We start from the raw sequence: 18,885 nt of genomic DNA, 5'->3' as shown, positions 1-18,885 counted from the left end.
CTATTAACAGAAAAGAGGATTCATTATGAATATAGGTTTAATTGGACTAGGGAAAATGGGATACAATATCGGGGCTCATATGCTAGATAAAGACTATAAGGTACACGCTTACGATGTGAACCAGGAAGCTGTTGAGAAATTCCGCGGAGAAGGCGGAGAAGGCTTCTCTTCCATCAAAGACATGGTTAGCAGCCTGAACGAAGGACCACGTGTCATCTGGATGATGGTCCCAGCTGGTGAAATCACAGACCAGGTGATCGAGGAAGTAACCCCTCTTCTAGACAAAGGCGACATCTTAATTGACGCAGGAAACTCAAACTACAAGAAGACGCTTCATCACTTCGAAACGCTACAAGAAAAAGGAATCGAGTTCTTTGACGTAGGAACAAGTGGTGGCGTATCCGGAGCCCGTAACGGAGCATGCTTCATGATCGGCGGAAATAGCGAAGTATTCCCTGTCATCCAGCCGCTATTTGATGACCTAGCTGTGACAGATGGCTATCATTTCGCTGGTAAAGGAGGAGCAGGTCACTTCCTTAAAATGATTCACAACGGAATCGAATACGGCATGATGGCCGCAATCGGTGAAGGATTTGACTTACTAGAGAAGAGTCCATTCGATTATGACTATGAAGGAGTAGCCAAAGTATTTAACAACGGCTCTGTTATCCGCGGTTGGTTAATGGAACTGATGGAAAATGCATTTAGCAAAGACGCCAAGCTAGACGACATCCGCGGTGTGATGAACTCCTCTGGAGAAGGCAAATGGACGGTCGAATCTGCCTTAGACTTCGAAACAGCAGCACCCGTCATCGCCCTATCTCTAATGATGCGCTACCGTTCTCAAGAAACGGACACCTTCACAGGAAAAGTCGTAGCAGCCCTACGCCACGAATTCGGCGGCCACGCTGTAGAGAAAAGCGAATAATCGAAGGCCCTCTTACCTAGCAAACAGGTAAGGGGGCTTTTTTGTATGTGCTGATAAAGGGGCCGTTACTTTAGAAGTATGCTAGGGGTGGCTGGGGAACGACTCGCTTTCCACAGGCGAGCTGTCGAGCCTCCTCGGGAAAACCACCCTGCGGGGTCTCGTCGACCTCTTTCTCCTGTAGGAGTCTCCCCGTTCCCCAGCCACCCCTGGCCGGATTTTCGCTAACGGCCACGCTCCTTTAAGCTACGTAAACATTCTCCTAGCTTGTCGTTCAACCAGTTTCCTAAATATGTTATGATGGCACTAATAGCAGGAGGTGGTAGCGTGAGTGGAATTGTCTTATTTGACGGAGAATGTAACTTCTGTGACCAAAGCGTTCAATTCATCATAAAACGCGATCCAGAAGGATATTTCTCCTTCGCATCTCTACAAAGTGAAATCGGCCAGGAACTGCTTCATAAACATCAGATCCCTACCCATACAGATAGCTTTATATTAATCGAAGACAACCAGGCCTATACGAAATCTTCAGCCGCATTAAACGTGTGCAAGCATTTAAAAGGGGCATGGAAAGGGCTTAGAATCTTCACCCTTGTTCCAAAGTTTGTACGAGATCGGGTGTATGATGTGATTGCCAAGAATCGCTATAAGTGGTTTGGGAAGAAAGACAGCTGTATGCTGCCATCTAAGGAAATTCGGAAGCGATTTTTATAAATGGTAAAGGAGAGGATGTAATATTCTCTCCTTTTTTATATGCTGGGAAGTGCATTGTTGTAAAATTCTTATTTAACCAAAAAAGGGGTTATTTGTGCTACAATATAAGTCTTAATACCTATACTTAATGAAGTGCATTTAGTTTTACTTCCTTATAAATAAGACGAAATGGCTCAAGGAAAAGGGGGAAATAAATGAATTATTGCTCAGCTTCTATTGAAGAAAAGAAAAGCTTTACAATCTTTCCTAGCCTTCCGGATTTTGATGGATCAACCCACAAACATACATATCCAAAAGATAAGCCAGGCATCCAAACGTATTTAAGGGACATTAGAAGATTGCGAAGGGAAAGTCCAATTCGAGACTGGGAAACTGATACAGAAATTGAAGCATTTAAACAGGTGGAAAAAGGTGATGAGGAGATAAAGAAATTAATTTTTCTAAAATTTTTACCACTCGTTCCTTCTGTAGTCAGATATTATGCGGATGATTGTTTACGCTTAGAAGATTTAATACAAGAAGGAAACCTAGCACTAATGGATGCGATAGACAGTTTCGATTACAGAAAAGGTTACAGATTTTCCTCTCATGCTATATGGAGGATTCGTAGGGTGGTAAGAAGGAAAATCGCATTCTACATATCTCCTTTTACAATCCCTTCTGACTCCCTGGCCGTATTAGCTAAAGGAAATCGTTTGTATGAAGATGGGGGGTATTCTTCTGTTGAAGACGCGTTTCGTCAATCGATGCCTAATCGGGAACTTCACCTTTATTATACTAGTCAGTACCAATCATTAAGTGATTTTTCCTTAGAACAACAAGAAACTTTTTGTGATTTGTCTTCGTTGGATATAGAAGAATGTGTAATGACTAAAAGTTTATTAGAGGATGTGAAAATCCGGCTCAAAAGAAATTTTTCGTATAGAGAACAAACAATAATGGGTTTGATATACGGATTTGAAGACGGTAGGAGTAGAAGTTTGAGCGAAGTAGGGAAGGTTTTTGGGATATCCAGAGAAAGAGTGAGACAGATTCACACAAGTGTGGTGAATAGACTTCAAAATTTGTACGTTGAAAAAGTATAAAGTAAAAGAGATAGTAATCTCTGAATCACGATAACCGCCCGTGATTCAGAGGACGTCTCATCCTAACTTCCAAACGTATTGCCTCCATTCACATTCATGTTCTGCCCGGTAATAAAGGAAGCTTCTTCACTGGCAAGATAGGCAACCATGCTTGCAATATCTTCTGGTTTCCCTAATCGCTTCATAGGTACCTGGTCTACATAGTCACGGGCGCTTTCTTCTGTAACCTCACCATGCCGTTCAACAGGTGTGAAGCCAGGGTGAACAGCATTGACTGTAATCCCGTATTCCCCGAGTTCATTTGCCCATGAACGGGTCATTCCAATGACGGAAGATTTGGCCGTTACGTAGTTCGAAAAATGACTGTTTCCTAATCCGACGACTTCACTGCCAATATTAATAATGCGTCCCCACTGATTCTCCTTCATACTGCCCATCACTTCTTTTGTTAATAGAAGAGGGGATTTGACCGAGAAGTGCAATTGATCAAGGTAATCCTCCCATGTCACTTCTTCTAAGGATAATTCAGGCTGAGGCCCAGTCGCGTTGTTGACTAGTATATCAATGGGTTGTGAAAAGGCATGCTCAGCATTCCTCACAAGTTTCTGTACGTCAGCTTCGTCCGTTACATCCGCTTGAAGCTTAATAGCTTCTCCGCCTTCATTCTTAATTTCTTCCACAACACGGTTAGCATTTTCAGCGTTATTCGCATAATTTACAATCACTTTTCCGCCCATCTTAGCAAACTTCTGGGCTATACATTTCCCTAATCCTTTTGAACTTCCTGTTACTAATACAACTTTATTGGTAAGGGTCATTTGAATATCACTTCTTCCTTTCTTAAGAAATAAGGGAGGATTAGACTCCTTTTATAAATTCCTTCATAAAAGGAGTCTAAATCATGATACGTACTCAGTTAGCCTTACTATGTTATGACTAACGAAATAGAAAGAACTTTCTCGAATGGTTTTCATCATAACAAATGATGTGCGGCTTAATCTCAAATGGGTAATATTCTAATTTTACTGGATTGATTCTCATAAATTTTAATAACTGATCATTAGATGTGAAAGCTACCAGGTCAGAGAACTCCCATTCGTTGTGTTCATTGTAGAAACTTATTTTAGTAAAACGTTCTTCTTTTAATTGTTGTAAAAGCTCCACTATCAATCCCCCTGAGAAAATCTTTACCCTTATAAGTGTATAAAGAAACTAAGGCTCCAAAGAAGTGCCAACTAATTTTCTTGATATAGCAATGATGTTTGTCCTTATTATAACGGCTTCCTTGTTATTTGTCTTAATAACTTATAGAGAGGATTATTTTTTTAACAGGTAAGAACAAGGCGCCAGACGCTCATTTCCCACGATTCCGTTTACAAATAGGTTTCATCTTGCTCTGAAATGGAAAATGGTTTATATAGAAACAATTGGCAAAGGAGTGAGGGTATGAAGAAGAAGTTGCGAGTTGGCGGTATTGTTGCCATGGTCATTGGTTTACTCGCATTCTTTATTGGCATACCGCTTTTCAAAGGGAATGGTGAGCCTACTTTGGGAGACGGACTTGTCATATTGGTTAGCTTCTTATTCGTGTTTGCCTTTGGGCTTTGCCTCACGGTTGTCAGTAAGTTTATGAGAGAACAATAGAGGTTTCATTAAACCGTATTCATATTGGTAGTCATAGAAGCATACACTTATTGTGCTTGCTTAAATTTTGGGGAGGGGTACGAATGAGGAGAACGACGAAGTGGAAAGGACTAAAGAGTCTTATTAGTATAACGGCATTCTTTCTTCTGCTAATTGGAACTCAAGTAGCAACAGCAGCTGAGAAAGAATGGACAGGCAGTGGCAAAGAGGTGCCAGCCGATAAAGAGTGGACGATTACATTTAATACATCTGTTGAATATGATGAACTAAGTGAAAGTATCACTGTAAAAGATCAAAGTGGTGAAAAAGTAAAAGTGACTGTTGAGAAAGTGAATGATCAAATGTTAAAGGTTCTTCCGCCGCAAGAAGGATATAAAGTTGGAGAATCTTATGCGTTACGAGTTGGAGAGATTGCTTCAAACCGTAAAGTCATGATGAAAGATGGCATTACGATGAAATTTACAATTGCTGAGCCGGTGAAGCAAGATCCATCTTCTTACCAAGAGCTCGTGAGATCGATTAACCCTGAGATTCGTGATCTGCTTGTAAGTGGATGGGATGAAGAGGCGTTTAAGCCAGGTGATTTCAAAAACATAGAAGAAGACCTGAAGAAGGTTGCTACTGATTCATTTGTTCAAAATACATTAAAACCTTACTTTGAAGAGACCATGTGTCATCCATGTGATTCATCCATGTTTCCGTTTCAGATCGCACCAGAACTTCATTTTGAAGTGATGAAAGATACAGAGGATGAACGAGTGTTTCAAACGGCAGAGCTTTCAAATGACCTCTCAATGGGAAGTCTTGTAACCTATACGTTTACCAAACAAAAGGATACTTGGTTGCTAGATGATTACCAGAGAGAGAGGTTTAGTGGTAAGGGGCTAGACGTTAGCAAAGAGGAAGCCAGTGCCTATCTTAAAGAGGATTACTTAAGCGATCCTCATTATGGATTTGAAAGCGTCGATGTAACGTTTTTAGCTGAAGGAACAGAAGAGAAATACGATCCGTATACAGAGAAACGCCACGATCGTACTTATTATGTGTTTGAAGTGAAGACAGATAAAGAAACGTTCAAGCGTAAATTCTACCCGTTTGATGGGTACGTTGAATATATTGCGGATTAAGATGAGAAAAGCCTGAGGTGAGCCTCAGGCTTTTTCTATTTTGTTGACCTCTTCCTGAATCTGTTATATAATTATCTTGAATTCGAGATAATTAATCAATCTATTCTATAAAAAGGTGGTTCGAATATGAATTTATTAGGTATTCATCACGTTTCGATATTAACGGGGAAAGCGGAGAAGAACTTTGAATTTTACACGAAAATCTTAGGTATGCGCCTTGTGAAAAAAGGCGTCAATCAGGACGATACGACTTCGTATCACTTATTTTACGGGGATGCAAAAGGGAACCCAGGCACGGAGCTGACCTTCTTTGATATCCCGATGCTCGCAAAGACTCATCCAGGAGTATCAAGCATTACAAGTACTTCGCTAAGGGTGAAAAGCTCAGCTTCCCTGGAGTATTGGAAGGAGCGTTTCCAGCAATTCGGAGTGGAGCATGAAGAGATTAAGAAGCGGGCGAACCGTAGCACGTTGGCTTTTGAAGATTTCGAAGGAACAAAGTTGATCCTGGTCGCAGATGACAATGAGGAAGGGGTAGCGCCAGGTGAAGCCTGGAGTGAAACAGATATTCCTGTAGAACACGGGATTGTAGGACTTGGTGCTGTTCTTCTACGTGTCCGTGACCAGCAGCCGACAGCTCATGTTTTAACAAATATCTTAGGTTTTGAACATGTTGGTTCGTACCCTTCTGTTGATGGGGAAGGGTTGCCGGATGTCGACGTGTTCTCAACAGGTGAAGGCGGAGTTGGAGCAGAGGTCCATATCCAAGAGCGCAAAGATTTACCGAAAGAACGGATCGGAAGAGGTGGGGTGCACCATGTGGCCTTCCGTATCCCGAATGAAGAAGAGTACGATAAATGGGCAGAGTTAATCCAAAGAGCTGGATTAATGAACTCAGGGAAAGTGGATCGCTTTTACTTTAAGGCATTGTATTTCCGTGAACAGAACGGCATTCTGTTTGAGCTCTCAACAGACACACCAGGGTTTGACGTCGATGAGTCCGTCGATTCTCTAGGTCAGAACTTATCCCTGCCACCGTTTATGGAGCATCAGCGAGAAGAGATCGAGCGGAAGTTACGTCCGTTAACATTAAGTGAATAAGATCCTATCAAAAAAACAGGGCTGCCTCTTTTCCGGGCAGCCCTGTTTTTTACATTATTTAGCTAGAAAGTTCTCTGTATAATACGGTTGTGCATCGTCGTTAAAGGCAACGCCAACTGCCAGGGATTCAAAAGCGGGATGCAGGATGTTTTCCCGGTGGCCAAGCGAATTCATTAATCCCTCATGAGCAAAGATGCTGCTCGATTGGCCTGCAGCCAAGTTCTCGCCAGCCGTTCTGTAGGCAATCCCGTCTTCTGTCATCCGGTCAAAAGGAGATTGTCCCTCTTTATTCGTGTGACTGAAGTAGTTATTTACAGCCATGTCTTTACTGTGATCTCGAGCCGTTGCTTGAACAGCTTTGTCAAAGGAAAGGACACCGAGGCCATGTTCGACTCGCGCGGCATTGGTTAAATCAAAAAGTTGTGCTTCAAATCCTTCTTTAAGAGAAGCGCTTGGTTCTCCGAAGAATCCTTTCTTCTCTTCTTCTAAGTCTTCACTAATAATCTGGACAGCGGTTACTGTGTTATCTTCGTGTTGATCGTAGAAGACGGTTACGTAGCTTCCATCGATCTTGAATAAATCATATTCGCCTTTATTTTGAACCTGATAGCGGGTCAACCCTTTTCGGATGCTTGTTTCTTGCTCAGGCATTGCGGATCGAACGGCATCTTGTTGGCTTCCAATTGTGATGGAAGATTTAGAAGACACCAAATCCTGGTTCGTGTACAGCCCGGCAACTTGATCCTTGTCATTATAGGCTACCATGAAGAAATTGTGATAGTTTTCGTGATAGGTGACCCAGTTCACGCCGTATTCATTGAGTGAAGATCTCTTTGGACTGCCTGCTTGTTCTTCGACACTAGCCCGGGAGTCTCCGATTTCAATGTTGTAGACAGAAAAGGATTGATCAGAGGGGGCGTTAAGCTCTGGTTTCTCTACCGTTGTTTGTTCTTTGGTATCAATCCCGTTCTCATCTTCACCGGTGAGCTTGTCGAACAAGGACTCCACTTCTAAGGAAATGGCGTTGATCGCTCGACGTACTTCCGGATCTTCTCTGATCTCATTGATGTCTGTTTTGATCTCTTCATACACACCCTGAATACCAGCCTCTTCAAACGTATCTCCGTATATATACCACATACCCCCTGCTAGAAGGAGCAGTAAAATAAGTCTTCTTAATTTTGGCATTGTGTCACTCCTGCCTGATCTGTCAGTTGTTCTTACCATTGTAGCACTCTATAGATCCAATATGCATCATAGAAGGATTCTTTAAACAGGGGCCAAATAATGGATTAAGAGAATGTGTTTTACATATGACAAAAAAAGGAACACGAAGAATGAGGATGATCTAAAAGGAGTGAGCATACATGGGTAAATTAGACGATAAAGTAGCTGTTATTACAGGTGGGAGCGGTGAAATTGGAAAGGCTACAGCGAAGCTTTTCTTACAAGAAGGGGCAACTGTTGCTCTTGTTGATGTGAACGAAGATGCGCTGAAGGATGCAAAAGAAGAATTAAATGCAGGAGATACGGTGATGACCCTGACAGCTGATGTGACGAAGGAAGAAGATGTAAGCAACTATGTGGAAAAAGTGATCGATGCACATGGTCGTATTGATGTGTTCTTTAACAATGCTGGAATTGAAGGGAAAGTGGCCCCGATCGTGGAGCAGTCCCTTGAGAACTTCCAGAATGTATTGAACGTAAATGTGAACGGGGTCTTCCTAGGATTAAAATACGTAATGAAAGAAATGATGAATAAGGGTAGCGGTAGCATTATCAATACATCATCTGTAGCAGGATTGATGGGAAGCCCAGGCGTTGCACCATATGTAACGTCTAAGCATGGAGTAATCGGCTTAACCAAAACTGCAGCACTTGAAGGGGCACCGAGCAATGTGCGGGTAAATTCTATTCATCCATCTCCTGTAGAGGGTCGGATGATGCGTTCTTTAGAAGAAGGAATGAACCCAGGCGGTGGAGAAGAAGCAAAGCAAAAACAAATGAGCGCCATTCCGTTACAGCGTTATGCGGAAAGTGAAGACATTGCCAAGCTTGTTCTATTTCTTGCCTCAGACGACAGTCAGTTTATAAGCGGTTCCCAGTATCGCATCGACGGTGGTATGGGGGCTACATGATTTAAGATCTCTGTGCTTCTGCTTTATAGCAGAAGCACTTTTTTTTATGGGCTTTTCCGGCTAGATGTCCTAGTCTTGATGTTCTGCCAGTACGAGATTTGCTATACTTTTAATAGATTATTGAAGTAAAGGAGCATCACCATGGCAAATATCAAGTACGAAATCATCTCTGAAATTGGGACGATCTCTGAAAACCCAAAAGGATGGAAGAAAGAACTGAATGAAGTAAGCTGGAATGGAAGAGAACCGAAATATGATTTAAGAGATTGGGCTCCAGATCATGAGAAGATGGGGAAAGGGGTCACCCTGACAAAAGAGGAGCTCGTCCAGCTAAAACATATGCTAAATGCGATAGATTTGGAAGATTAACGAACGAATTGTAAATATGTTAGATCAAGGGAAAGTATAACATTTTTGTTGTCTTTAATTGAGAGGGCGGGATGTGAGCCCTTTTAAGCTGTAGGGCGTTCTTCCAACTAAGACAGGGATTGCCCGGGGACTTCGAGACTCCCGCGGGAAGAGGAGCCTAGGGGAGACCCCGGAATGAGCGTAGCGAATGAGGAGGCTTCCCAGCTCCCCGCAGGAAAGCGAGTTGTCCCCGGGCAATCCCAAGCACCTATAAACGTAACGCCCCCCCTCCACCCTTACTGGCCTATGCTACACGTTATCAGAAGAACAAACAGAGCACCTTTACCACAACGTTCAAGGTGATACCGGAATCATGAAAGGTGTTAATTTCCTAGCAGGCTTATTGCCTTATGGCTCAGGAATTATTGCGAATAATGGCTTTTCAACAGAAGACCGGGAAGCTATTGAGGAAGCCTACCATGATGATGTTGGTGTGAGAGTCACCATTGAAATGGCAGTCACTTCGTACGGAGACGATGTCACGTATGAACCTTTAAACTAATTATTTTACTCCTCCCCTTAGGGAGGAGTTTTTAATTTGGTTGTAAGTTATAAATCCCCAACTCAGCAAATTTCACCCCCTTCTGATAAAATTGTAAAAGTAGTTTGACGTATGCTCATAAGTGAGCAAGACCTAAATTGTGGTAGAGATCCATTTTATTTTCAGTAACACATAGATTGAAAACGATTCAAAGAAAAGGAAATAAAGGTGTGTAAAAACGAATGACTGAAGAAGAAATAATAAAAGCAGCGTCTGCTCATCGGGGGCTTTCGAAGTTAGAAATCATCAGAAGGGCCGTTATTATTGCGATCGGAATTGGGTTAGAAGCGGTTGCTCTTGAGATGTTCCTTGTGCCAAATGGCATTATTGATGGAGGGATTGTCGGTGTTTCGATTATGCTTCATCACATAACGGAGTTTCCCCTAGGGGCGTTTTTATTCTTACTTAACCTTCCGTTTTGTTATTTAGGGTATAAGCAAATCGGGAAGACGTTTTCTATTACGTCGATCTTAGCCATTATTGGTTTAGCTGTTCTGACCACTGTTTTAATACCCGTACCTAAATTCACGGACGATTTGCTGCTAGCTGCTGTGTTTGGCGGTGTTTTACTTGGTCTAGGCGTTGGACTTGTTGTCCGTAATGGGGGCTCGTCTGATGGGACAGAGATTCTGGCGATTTTCATTAATAAGCTATCTCCTTTTTCAGTAGGAGAAACGGTGATGTTTATTAATCTCTTTATTCTAGGGAGTGCGGGTTTTGTCTTCGGATGGAACAATGCGATGTATTCCTTGATTGCCTACTTTATTGCTTTTAAAATGATCGATGTGACAGCAGAAGGACTTGAATCCTCTAAATTCGCCTGGGTAATCAGTGATAAGTACAATGAAATTGGTGAAGCGTTGACGGACCGTTTAGGACGAGGGGTAACCTATCTGAACGGGGAAGGGGCTTATACCGGCGATAATAAAAAGGTAATCTTAATTATTATTACACGGCTTGAAGAAGCGAAAGTGAAGAACATTATTAATGATTTAGATCCGAAAGCCTTTCTCGCTTTAGGCGATATCCACGACGTTAAGGGTGGGGGCTTTAAGAAGAAGAATATCCATTAACAAAGAAATCCTGACCTAGTAGAATGCTGGGTCAGGATTTTTTAGTATTAAACAGTATGAGACTTCGAATAGATCGCTTCTACTGCATTTTGCAGAGTTTGATAGATTGCGGTGTTGTTTGGTTGCTCATAACTTGTGCTCCATTCTTTAGCTACAGCGGCTTGTATGCCTGTAAGGGTCACATTGATTCCGATTAGCTGAACGGTTTGAATGAGTTTTTCTACTTTCTTTAGAAACTCTAAGTCTATGGAATGAATGGCAGAGAAGTCTAGAATAAGATCTTTTGTGTTCATTTTAGATATGTTCTCAATTCCCTTATCAAGTATGTAATGAAACTCCAGGTTGTCAATAACCGGCTGAAGCGGGAAAAGTGCAATATGGTTGGTGACAGGAATGATCGTGACGGACATATTCTCCATGTTTGAAATGAGATCTTGCTGCTTCTCTTGATAGGCGGTAACATCTTGAAATTCAGCCATTGCTCCGATTTGTTCGTCGCCGTCCTTCAGAACTTTAGTTTTAAGAGAGAGATAGAGGCGGTAATTTCCCCATCTGTAAGGCATGGCCTCTAGTTCAATCTCTTCACCTGTGCGAACGGTATTTTCGATATGCCGGATATCGGCAGGGGCATCTGGGAATAGGTCGTACACGTTCTGGCCAATGGCTTCTTCTTGATTCACTTCAAGTAAACAAGCCCCCACTTCGTTTAATGCTGTAATACGGTATTCCATGTCGATTGCCATAACTCCAAACGAGAGATAATCCATCATTTGATTCGACATCTGGCTCATATGAAACGCTCCTTAAAAGTAGATTGCGGTTCTTAGCAACATTCTTACTCTCTTTTTTATACAAGAATAAGAATTCTTCTACCTTCATCATACTCCTCTTATATAAGGAAGCAAAATTTGAATAGCTTTAAGAGTAAATTAGTTTTATAAAAGTCTCCTTTTTTTTCTTGGTAAATGTTATTCATGTTATTATCCGTTTTTCTTGCGTGGTGAGGACGTTTGAACATAGTTTGAACCAGTGCAAATTTTTCAACTAAAATGTTTTTCCCAATAAGTTGGAATGTGGATAAGTTGTTCCCTATAGGTATGATAATGCGCGTCAAAAGCCTTATTCCTTTATAAGGAAAATTAATGGAGGTGCATGAATGGGAGAAAAACATTCGAGGTTACCGAAAGGGAAGAAAGATATCTTAAAACCAATCCTTACAACAGTTGTGACCACCTTTGTGCTTACGACACCATTTACGTTTACCGTACTAGATGGGGATTCTTCTTCTTTGATACAAAAGCGGGTTGTCTCTGCTGCTGATGTAAGTGTATTGACAGGAGCTTCTTTATCAGCTACTCAATCAGGCAACCAGATTACGCTAACGTTATCAGGAGGAGGAGCGGTCGCCCTCAGTTTACTTAACGAGGCAACGGCGTACTACCAATTGCCTCAGGAATTTATTGATGCAGGTCTTGTGAGTCAAGCGTCTTATAGTGGAGCTTACAGCGTTTCTTTAGTGGGGATCGGCGGAGTATCTTTATTAAATGATAGTGGAAATGTACCTTCTTCCTCTATTTCTGTCAATTCAAGCACAGGGGTCGTTTCCTTTGATGTTGGAACCCTTTTAAGCCTTGGTGCTCTCACATCTTTTGATAACAGTACTCAGACGTATAGCTTAACGATTCAGCTCCCGGAGTTACCAACCTCAGCAGATGGGACTTATACATTCTATGGGCAGGTGTTTGATTCACTCGCTACAGTTAGCTTACTTTCAAGTAGTGGTGCAACGGCTAGTGTAGCAGCTCCTCAAGCACCAGTAGATAGTGATGGAGATGGGTTAACAGATGAAGAAGAAGGCAACCTCGGAACAGACCCGAATGATGCGGATAGTGACGATGACGGGATCAATGATGGAGATGAGGTGGAAAATGGAACGGATCCTCTAGACCCAAATGACCCAGGGGACGGAGAGCCAGCAGATAGCGATGGGGATGGCCTGACGGATGAAGAAGAAGGCAACCTCGGAACAGATCCAAATGATGGAGATAGTGACGATGACGGGATCAATGATGGAGATGAAGTGGAAAATGGAACGGATCCTCTAGACCCAAATGACCCAGGGGACGGAGAGCCAGCAGATAGTGATGGAGATGGGTTAACAGATGAAGAAGAAGGCGATCTCGGAACAGATCCAAATGATGCGGATAGTGACGATGACGGGGTCAATGATGGAGATGAGGTGGAAAATGGAACGGATCCTCTAGACCCAAATGACCCCGGAGATGGAGAGCCAACGGATAGTGATGGGGATGGCCTGACGGATGAAGAGGAAGGTAACCTCGGAACAGATCCGAATGATGGAGATAGCGACGATGACGGGATTAATGATGGAGATGAGGTAGAGGACGGGACAGATCCTCTTGATCCCAATGACCCGGATCCAACAGATAGTGATGGAGATGGTCTGACGGATGATGAAGAGCGTGATCTTGGAACGGACCCAAATGATTCAGATACGGACGGGGATGGGGTAGACGATGGAGAAGAAATTTTAGATGGAACGGATCCGCTTCGAGAAGACAGTGACGGAGATGAATTGACAGATGGAGAGGAGAAAGCGTTAGGAACAGACCCAACTGATCCCGATACAGACGGGGATATCGTCAGTGATGGAGATGAAGTGATGAACGGGACCGATCCATTCCGTACGGATAGTGATGGGGATGAGTTAGATGACGGGGAGGAACGTTCCCTTGGTACCGACCCAACCGATCCGGATACGGACGGGGACATCGTTAGCGATGGAGGTGAGGTCTTAAACGGCACAGACCCACTTGATCCAGACACAGACGGAGATGGTTTGGATGACGGAGAAGAGAGAAGCAGAGGAAGCGATCCACTGGATCCAAATGATCCATTTAACCCCGAAGAGGATTTGGACGGTGATGGATTGTTGAATAGGGAAGAAGATGAATTGGGAACGGACCGAGAAAATGCAGATACGGACGATGACGGTCTGAACGATGGAGCCGAAGTCGACATGGGCACAGATCCTTTAAATCCGGACACTGATGGAGACGGAATCTGGGATGGCAATGAATTGGAGTTAGGCACAGACCCGCTAGATCCAGATACGGATGGGGATGGCCTATCAGATGGAGATGAAGTGCTTGGATCAGATCCGTTAGACCCGAATGATCCGATCATCTTGGAAGATGAAGAAGAGCAGGTTCAGGATGATGAAGAGGAATCAAAGGGCGATAAGCTACCAGATACAGCGACCAATTCTTCAAACTGGCTGTTTACAGGCATTAGTGCAGCGCTTCTTGGCTTGGGAATGAGATTCCGCAAAAAGAAAAAGCCACAAGAAGAGGAATAGGAGGGGGCACGTATTAAACGACTGGGGGAGATCCTAGCAGTAGCAGGTTTAGTCATGATTGTGATGGCGATAGCTCAAATGGTTCACCATGAGCGAAGTATTAGCGATTCTCTTGAAGAAGCGAAAGCCCTAATTCGGGAACAAGGAGTTCAAGCAGGGAAAGACCTCCTCCCGTCAGCTCCTTTAGCAAAAGCGTCTGATCACTCCCAAGCTCTGCAAAAGGAAGAAGGGGAGGAAGAACCAGAAGGAAAGGGTAACAGTCCTCATCAAGAGGAAGAAGAGAAACCAAACATAAAAACTGAGGAGCATCCACAAGGAGAAGTAATCGGTATACTCGAAATTCCAAGACTACAAGCGGAACTTCCTATTGTTGAAGGAACAAGTGCCGATCAGCTCCGGAAAGGGGTAGGGCATTATGCGACCACCCTCTTACCGGGGGAAGGCGGACAGATCCTTCTGTCAGGTCACCGAGATACAGTGTTTACAAGAATGGGTGAACTGAAGGAAGGGGATCAGTTTATCGTAAGGACTCGTCAAGGGAGTTATACCTATACCTTTACGCGCTCAAAGATAGTGGCTGCAGATGATACGACTGTAATCCGAACTTCGGACCGTGAGGAACTTGTGTTGTCGACGTGCTATCCGTTCTCGTTTCTTGGGAACGCACCAGATCGGTATGTGATTTATGCTTACCCAATGTAGACGCTATAGACCTATCTATAGCGTTTTTTTGTGGTTTTGGCATTCTGCATCATTTCTCCACACCTATTTGATATAAAGGGACAAGATTATGTAACGAAAAGGAGTGGGAATGTGAAAAAAAGAAAAAGATTGGTATTCCGAACAACCCTTTTGCTCTTATTTGCAGCTGCTATTAGCTATGCGGTTGTGCAAAGCTTCTCGGATGGTCGTTCTAAGTTGATCACAGAAGGAGACCAAGCTCCAGACTTTACGCTTGAAACATTAGATGGAGAAACGGTTCAGCTAAGTGACTACCGGGGGCAGGGGGTGTTCTTAAATTTTTGGGCTACCTATTGCCCACCTTGCAAAGAAGAAATGCCTTATATGGAATCACAGTATCAATCTTTTAAGGATGAAGGGGTCCAGGTGATCGCGGTTGATGTTGCAGAGCCCCGCGTGACGGTGAATCGGTTTGTAACGAAATATAACCTTTCCTTTCCGATCCCCATGGACTCAAATGAAGAGGTTATGAACGCGTATGGAGTGGGGCCGATTCCGGTCACCTTTTTGATTAACGAAGATGGTGTGGTGGTGGATCGTATTACAGCCGGTCTAACAGAAGAAGATATAAGAGGGTACATGAAGCAAATTCAACCAGAATCTTATCGAGAATAAGGTGAAAATGGACACGGGAACGCCACCGTTTCTGCACAAATTCTCCACAAAATTCTTTTATAGTGAAGGAAGGTTTAAGGAAGGAAGGATGACGATGATGATTTTTAGAAAAGTAGGAGCTGTATTCTTCTCCGCGACGTTTCTTTTGGCGGCATGTGGACAAGGTGAGGAAGAGAGTAGCACATCTTATAGAGAGCCCTTTGAAGGAAAAGTCGAACACGTACATGGAGTGGGGTTTGTTGGAGGAGATGATTTAGCACTAGCAGCTCACGATGGATTGAAGTTCTATAGTGATGGAAACTGCCAGCGCACAACAAGTGAGAACAATGACTACATGGGATTTAATGCAGTGGATAACGGTTTTTATACGAGTGGACATCCAGGGAAGGATTCACCTTTACCGAATCCAATAGGAATTCAAAAAAGTAACGATCTTGGCCAAAATTTAGATGCGGTAGCATTTGAAGGAGAATTTGACTTCCACCTCATGGGGGTAGGCTATGAAAATCATGCGATTTATATATGGAACGAGCACGGGAATGAAGCATTAGAGGAAGGGTTACACAAAAGCCTGGACGAGGGCAAGAGCTTTGAAGCAGTAGAGAGCAGTGGGGTTAAAGGAGAAATCAAGGATCTAGCAGTCCATCCAACAAATGAAGAAATGATAGCAGTTGCTACGAAACAAGGAATTTTCCTCTCAGAAGACGGTGGTCAAACGTTTGATGCTCTTTCAGAGAAACCAAATGGAACGTTTGTTTATTTTAAAGAGGATACGCTAACCTATGGTACGTTCGATAGCCAAGCTCATGTTATTCGATATGCGATAGAGGATCAAAGCTTTGAGGAAATAGCCATTCCTAAATTTGAGCAAGATGCGGTAGCCTATTTTTCAAGCGATCCGGAAGAGGAGAATCGAATGATGATCTTCTCTTTTAAAAATGATGGCTATTACACAGAAAATGGAGGAAAGAACTGGAGTAAAATAGTCGATCAAGGAAAAAGTGAAAGAATAAAACGTGAAGATAACCATTAAGATTGCATAGAATCTGCAAATTTAGTGGTTATTTTATTATTGTCAGGTGAGGATGACTTTAAGGCCAGTGGTTCTGTCGACTTCATAAGTGGTGTCCTGCCAACCAATGTTTATTCTTGGAACGACACGTTGAAATGTATATGATGAAATTGTGGGGGCTCACCCATCATACGTACTGAGAATAAAGATCAGACAAGCGAGGCGGGCAAATGAATAAATTATCATTTAAATTAGGTGTTTTCATTTTCACCATTATTATTTTAGTAGAGGCGATCTTGTTTCTATTTCTATATACGAATTTGGCGAACAGTCGCGAGGAAGAAGTGCTTGAAAACCTGCTGGCAAGAGGAAACAGTCACAGAGATGTATTGGAGAAGCGCTTTGATCAGGCTACCCTGAACCACGTAGCCCTGATGGAATCTGAAGCAGAATCCCTTGTGGTCATCACGAACAGGGATAAGGAAGTAATTGTTCAATCGGAACCTCTTCAGCCTGAAATTCAGCATCTATTAAATAAGTCGCTTCAAGATGTGAACCATTCAGGAAAAGTGTTAGATGGACATTGGCGAAGCAGTCAATACGTGGCTACGGTCAGTCCGATCACGCTTGAAGGGGAGATGGCAGGGTATGTGTATATGTTCTCCCCTACCATGGTTGTTCAACGAGTCATCAATCAGTTATCAAATCAATTCCTTCTTGTTGGGTTCATTGCTTTATTTCTTACAGTACTTGCGATTTTTATCCTAAGCCATTTTATAACAAGACCTTTAGTCAGAATGAAGAAAGCGACAGAAGGTTTAATTGAGGGGAAGGATCAAGTTAACCTCCATTACAAGCAAAACGATGAGTTAGGTCAGTTGGCTCATTCAATTGTTACGTTATCCAACGAACTGAACCGTCTCAAGCAAGACCGGAAAGATTTCTTAGCCAGTATTTCACATGAACTACGAACCCCTCTTACCTATATCAAAGGGTATTCGAACATAGCGAGTCGCAAAGGCCTCTCTGAGGAAGAGCAGAATCATTATCTTGGTATTATTAAAGAAGAAACGGAACATCTCACTCAGCTTGTGAAGAACTTATTTGACCTTGCCAAGATGGACCAAAATGAATTTTCCATTGAGAAGAGTCCGGTTTCCTTATGTGATTTAATGGCTAAAGTTCATGAGAAAGTGAGGCCGATCTTATCTGAACATGATCTTTCACTTCGCGTTCGTTGTGACGCGAAGGTGGTGGTGAATGTGGATGCAGAGCGCTTCCAGCAGGTGCTCTTGAATTTACTCGACAACGCGATTAAACATACTCCTGCTCACTCTCATATTGACATGAGTGTTTCTGTGGAAAATGGGAGAGTCGGTATTTCTGTTACAGATGAAGGAGAAGGCATCCCTGAGGAGGAATTACCCTACATTTTTGAACGCTTATACAGGGTGGATAAATCGCGCTCGAGAGAATATGGAGGATCTGGACTTGGGCTTTCCATTGTAAAAGAAATAGTAGAGAAGCATGAAGGAGAAGTAGCTGTGAAGAGTGAGCTTGGGCAAGGAACATCGCTCACCATTGTGTTGAAGAAGGAGGATCTACTTACTTATGAGTAATTTATTATTAGTCGATGATGAACAACGAATGCTTGAGTTACTGGAGCTTTATTTATCTCCTCACGGATACACATGTACAAAGGTGCAATCGGGTAAGGAGGCGATTCGCGCTGTAGAAGATCAGCCGTTCGATTTAATCTTACTAGATGTGATGATGCCAAAGTACGATGGGTGGAAAACGTGCGAAAACATTCGTGCGATCTCTGAAGTTCCAATTATTATGGTAACAGCCAGGGATCAAAAAACGGATATCGTTAAGGGCCTAAATATGGGGGCTGACGATTATGTGACGAAGCCCTTTGATGAGGATGAGTTGTTAGCAAGAGTAAATGCACTGCTTAGAAGAACGACGAATGAAGATCGAATCGAAGTAGATGGATTAATATGGGACGGGGAGAAATACCAATTAAGTTACCAAGGACACCTCATTCCTGTTACGCCTAAGGAGTTTGCCATGATGGGCCTTTTAATGAAGAAACCAGATCGTGTATTCAGCCGTGAACACCTGATTGATATGGTTTGGGGCATTAATGCCGAAACAGAAGGGCGAACGATTGATTCGCACGTGAGGAATATAAGAGAGAAAGTGAGACAAACCGGTTTCCCCATTGATGAATATTTTCAAACCGTTTGGGGAGTTGGGTATAAATGGGTGAAGGGAAAAGGGAAAGCTGTGCCATGATAGCTGGCATAGAACGTAGCGATCGGGCTACGACAATCTTTTATATACCCTGGTAAGTATTTTAAAAAGGAGGAATCA

At 42.9% G+C, this 18,885-nt stretch carries 20 protein-coding genes; 16 read left to right on the top strand and 4 right to left on the bottom strand.

Features of this window, described 5'->3' with window-relative positions; translation table 11 throughout:
* Positions 1-25 precede the first annotated feature (25 nt).
* The 3 genes from gnd (at position 26) to LQ226_RS12680 (ending at position 2,727) form a co-directional block, all read left to right on the top strand.
* On the top strand, positions 26-928 hold the full coding sequence (gene gnd / locus LQ226_RS12690; RefSeq protein ID WP_231418314.1) for a phosphogluconate dehydrogenase (NAD(+)-dependent, decarboxylating): 903 nt from the start codon (positions 26-28) through the stop codon (positions 926-928).
* Positions 929-1,252: 324 nt separating this feature from the next.
* Positions 1,253-1,642: a thiol-disulfide oxidoreductase DCC family protein gene (locus tag LQ226_RS12685; RefSeq protein WP_231418312.1), complete on the top strand. Its 390-nt coding sequence runs from the start codon at positions 1,253-1,255 to the stop codon at positions 1,640-1,642.
* A gap of 194 nt (positions 1,643-1,836) precedes the next feature.
* Complete coding sequence (locus tag LQ226_RS12680; RefSeq protein ID WP_231418310.1) at positions 1,837-2,727, top strand: sigma-70 family RNA polymerase sigma factor; 891 nt, start codon at positions 1,837-1,839, stop codon at positions 2,725-2,727.
* Between the two features lie 62 nt (positions 2,728-2,789).
* On the opposite strand, the gene LQ226_RS12675 is transcribed toward LQ226_RS12680, so the two are convergent.
* Positions 2,790-3,545 carry an SDR family NAD(P)-dependent oxidoreductase gene (locus LQ226_RS12675; protein WP_231418308.1) on the bottom strand — a complete coding sequence of 252 codons (756 nt, stop codon included), beginning with the start codon at positions 3,543-3,545 and terminating at the stop codon, positions 2,790-2,792.
* Positions 3,546-3,663: 118 nt separating this feature from the next.
* Entirely contained in the window at positions 3,664-3,891 is a 228-nt protein-coding gene (locus LQ226_RS12670) for a hypothetical protein (RefSeq protein WP_231418307.1), read from the bottom strand.
* A 282-nt stretch (positions 3,892-4,173) separates the two neighbouring features.
* Between LQ226_RS12670 and LQ226_RS12665 the strand changes: the two genes are divergently transcribed.
* The 3 genes from LQ226_RS12665 (at position 4,174) to LQ226_RS12655 (ending at position 6,599) form a co-directional block, all read left to right on the top strand.
* Positions 4,174-4,371, top strand: coding sequence for a hypothetical protein (locus tag LQ226_RS12665; RefSeq protein ID WP_231418306.1), 198 nt, complete (start codon positions 4,174-4,176; stop codon positions 4,369-4,371).
* Between the two features lie 83 nt (positions 4,372-4,454).
* Positions 4,455-5,498, top strand: a complete 1,044-nt coding sequence (locus LQ226_RS12660) for a hypothetical protein (RefSeq protein WP_231418304.1) — start codon at positions 4,455-4,457, stop codon at positions 5,496-5,498.
* Positions 5,499-5,624: 126 nt separating this feature from the next.
* A complete protein-coding gene (locus tag LQ226_RS12655; RefSeq protein WP_231418303.1) occupies positions 5,625-6,599 on the top strand; it encodes a ring-cleaving dioxygenase in 975 nt (324 codons plus the stop codon).
* A gap of 54 nt (positions 6,600-6,653) precedes the next feature.
* Here the strand turns inward: LQ226_RS12655 and LQ226_RS12650 are convergent, their stop codons facing one another.
* Complete coding sequence (locus tag LQ226_RS12650; RefSeq protein WP_231418302.1) at positions 6,654-7,787, bottom strand: CAP domain-containing protein; 1,134 nt, start codon at positions 7,785-7,787, stop codon at positions 6,654-6,656.
* Positions 7,788-7,966: 179 nt separating this feature from the next.
* On the opposite strand from LQ226_RS12650, the gene LQ226_RS12645 reads away from it, so the two are divergent.
* The 4 genes from LQ226_RS12645 (at position 7,967) to LQ226_RS12630 (ending at position 10,759) form a co-directional block, all read left to right on the top strand.
* Entirely contained in the window at positions 7,967-8,737 is a 771-nt protein-coding gene (locus tag LQ226_RS12645) for an SDR family NAD(P)-dependent oxidoreductase (protein WP_231418299.1), read from the top strand.
* A gap of 141 nt (positions 8,738-8,878) precedes the next feature.
* Positions 8,879-9,106, top strand: coding sequence for a YdbC family protein (locus tag LQ226_RS12640; RefSeq protein ID WP_231418298.1), 228 nt, complete (start codon positions 8,879-8,881; stop codon positions 9,104-9,106).
* A 352-nt stretch (positions 9,107-9,458) separates the two neighbouring features.
* Positions 9,459-9,647 carry a hypothetical protein gene (locus tag LQ226_RS12635; RefSeq protein ID WP_231418291.1) on the top strand — a complete coding sequence of 63 codons (189 nt, stop codon included), beginning with the start codon at positions 9,459-9,461 and terminating at the stop codon, positions 9,645-9,647.
* A 221-nt stretch (positions 9,648-9,868) separates the two neighbouring features.
* A complete protein-coding gene (locus LQ226_RS12630; RefSeq protein ID WP_231418290.1) occupies positions 9,869-10,759 on the top strand; it encodes a YitT family protein in 891 nt (296 codons plus the stop codon).
* 47 nt (positions 10,760-10,806) lie between these two features.
* Here the strand turns inward: LQ226_RS12630 and LQ226_RS12625 are convergent, their stop codons facing one another.
* Complete coding sequence (locus LQ226_RS12625; RefSeq protein ID WP_231418289.1) at positions 10,807-11,550, bottom strand: STAS domain-containing protein; 744 nt, start codon at positions 11,548-11,550, stop codon at positions 10,807-10,809.
* 365 nt (positions 11,551-11,915) lie between these two features.
* Between LQ226_RS12625 and LQ226_RS12620 the strand changes: the two genes are divergently transcribed.
* The 6 genes from LQ226_RS12620 to LQ226_RS12595 all read left to right on the top strand — a co-directional run bounded on the left by LQ226_RS12620 (position 11,916) and on the right by LQ226_RS12595 (position 18,807).
* Positions 11,916-14,138 (top strand): LPXTG cell wall anchor domain-containing protein, encoded by a 2,223-nt coding sequence (locus LQ226_RS12620; RefSeq protein ID WP_231418288.1) that lies wholly within the window; start codon positions 11,916-11,918, stop codon positions 14,136-14,138.
* A 63-nt stretch (positions 14,139-14,201) separates the two neighbouring features.
* Positions 14,202-14,840, top strand: coding sequence for a class D sortase (locus LQ226_RS12615; protein WP_231418287.1), 639 nt, complete (start codon positions 14,202-14,204; stop codon positions 14,838-14,840).
* A gap of 111 nt (positions 14,841-14,951) precedes the next feature.
* Positions 14,952-15,494, top strand: coding sequence for a thiol-disulfide oxidoreductase ResA (gene resA, locus LQ226_RS12610; protein WP_231418286.1), 543 nt, complete (start codon positions 14,952-14,954; stop codon positions 15,492-15,494).
* Between the two features lie 94 nt (positions 15,495-15,588).
* Complete coding sequence (locus tag LQ226_RS12605) at positions 15,589-16,527, top strand: F510_1955 family glycosylhydrolase (RefSeq protein WP_231418285.1); 939 nt, start codon at positions 15,589-15,591, stop codon at positions 16,525-16,527.
* A 209-nt stretch (positions 16,528-16,736) separates the two neighbouring features.
* Positions 16,737-18,125, top strand: a complete 1,389-nt coding sequence (locus tag LQ226_RS12600) for a sensor histidine kinase (protein ID WP_231418284.1) — start codon at positions 16,737-16,739, stop codon at positions 18,123-18,125.
* Positions 18,118-18,807 (top strand): response regulator transcription factor, encoded by a 690-nt coding sequence (locus LQ226_RS12595; protein WP_231418283.1) that lies wholly within the window; start codon positions 18,118-18,120, stop codon positions 18,805-18,807. Before LQ226_RS12600 ends, LQ226_RS12595 begins: the two co-directional genes overlap by 8 nt.
* The last annotated feature ends 78 nt before the right edge of the window (positions 18,808-18,885 follow it).

The organism is Pontibacillus sp. HN14 (assembly GCF_021129245.1).
Lineage (GTDB): Bacteria > Bacillota > Bacilli > Bacillales > BH030062 > Pontibacillus.
The sequence above is the reverse complement of the archived record's forward strand: the minus strand, read 5'-3'. Positions and strand labels throughout refer to the sequence as shown.

Excerpts from the sequence above, each read along its gene's own strand:
- LQ226_RS12630 (WP_231418290.1), top strand. The coding sequence starts at position 9,869 with ATGACTGAAGAAGAAATAATAAAAGCAGCGTCTGCTCATCGGGGGCTT.
- LQ226_RS12635 (WP_231418291.1), top strand. The coding sequence starts at position 9,459 with ATGAAAGGTGTTAATTTCCTAGCAGGCTTATTGCCTTATGGCTCAGGA.
- LQ226_RS12655 (WP_231418303.1), top strand. The coding sequence starts at position 5,625 with ATGAATTTATTAGGTATTCATCACGTTTCGATATTAACGGGGAAAGCG.
- LQ226_RS12675 (WP_231418308.1), bottom strand. The coding sequence starts at position 3,545 with ATGACCCTTACCAATAAAGTTGTATTAGTAACAGGAAGTTCAAAAGGA.
- LQ226_RS12660 (WP_231418304.1), top strand. The coding sequence starts at position 4,455 with ATGAGGAGAACGACGAAGTGGAAAGGACTAAAGAGTCTTATTAGTATA.
- LQ226_RS12680 (WP_231418310.1), top strand. The coding sequence starts at position 1,837 with ATGAATTATTGCTCAGCTTCTATTGAAGAAAAGAAAAGCTTTACAATC.
- LQ226_RS12665 (WP_231418306.1), top strand. The coding sequence starts at position 4,174 with ATGAAGAAGAAGTTGCGAGTTGGCGGTATTGTTGCCATGGTCATTGGT.
- gnd (WP_231418314.1), top strand. The coding sequence starts at position 26 with ATGAATATAGGTTTAATTGGACTAGGGAAAATGGGATACAATATCGGG.
- LQ226_RS12640 (WP_231418298.1), top strand. The coding sequence starts at position 8,879 with ATGGCAAATATCAAGTACGAAATCATCTCTGAAATTGGGACGATCTCT.
- LQ226_RS12595 (WP_231418283.1), top strand. The coding sequence starts at position 18,118 with ATGAGTAATTTATTATTAGTCGATGATGAACAACGAATGCTTGAGTTA.
- LQ226_RS12620 (WP_231418288.1), top strand. The coding sequence starts at position 11,916 with ATGGGAGAAAAACATTCGAGGTTACCGAAAGGGAAGAAAGATATCTTA.
- LQ226_RS12625 (WP_231418289.1), bottom strand. The coding sequence starts at position 11,550 with ATGAGCCAGATGTCGAATCAAATGATGGATTATCTCTCGTTTGGAGTT.
- LQ226_RS12600 (WP_231418284.1), top strand. The coding sequence starts at position 16,737 with ATGAATAAATTATCATTTAAATTAGGTGTTTTCATTTTCACCATTATT.
- LQ226_RS12650 (WP_231418302.1), bottom strand. The coding sequence starts at position 7,787 with ATGCCAAAATTAAGAAGACTTATTTTACTGCTCCTTCTAGCAGGGGGT.
- LQ226_RS12605 (WP_231418285.1), top strand. The coding sequence starts at position 15,589 with ATGATGATTTTTAGAAAAGTAGGAGCTGTATTCTTCTCCGCGACGTTT.
- LQ226_RS12645 (WP_231418299.1), top strand. The coding sequence starts at position 7,967 with ATGGGTAAATTAGACGATAAAGTAGCTGTTATTACAGGTGGGAGCGGT.
- LQ226_RS12615 (WP_231418287.1), top strand. The coding sequence starts at position 14,202 with ATGGCGATAGCTCAAATGGTTCACCATGAGCGAAGTATTAGCGATTCT.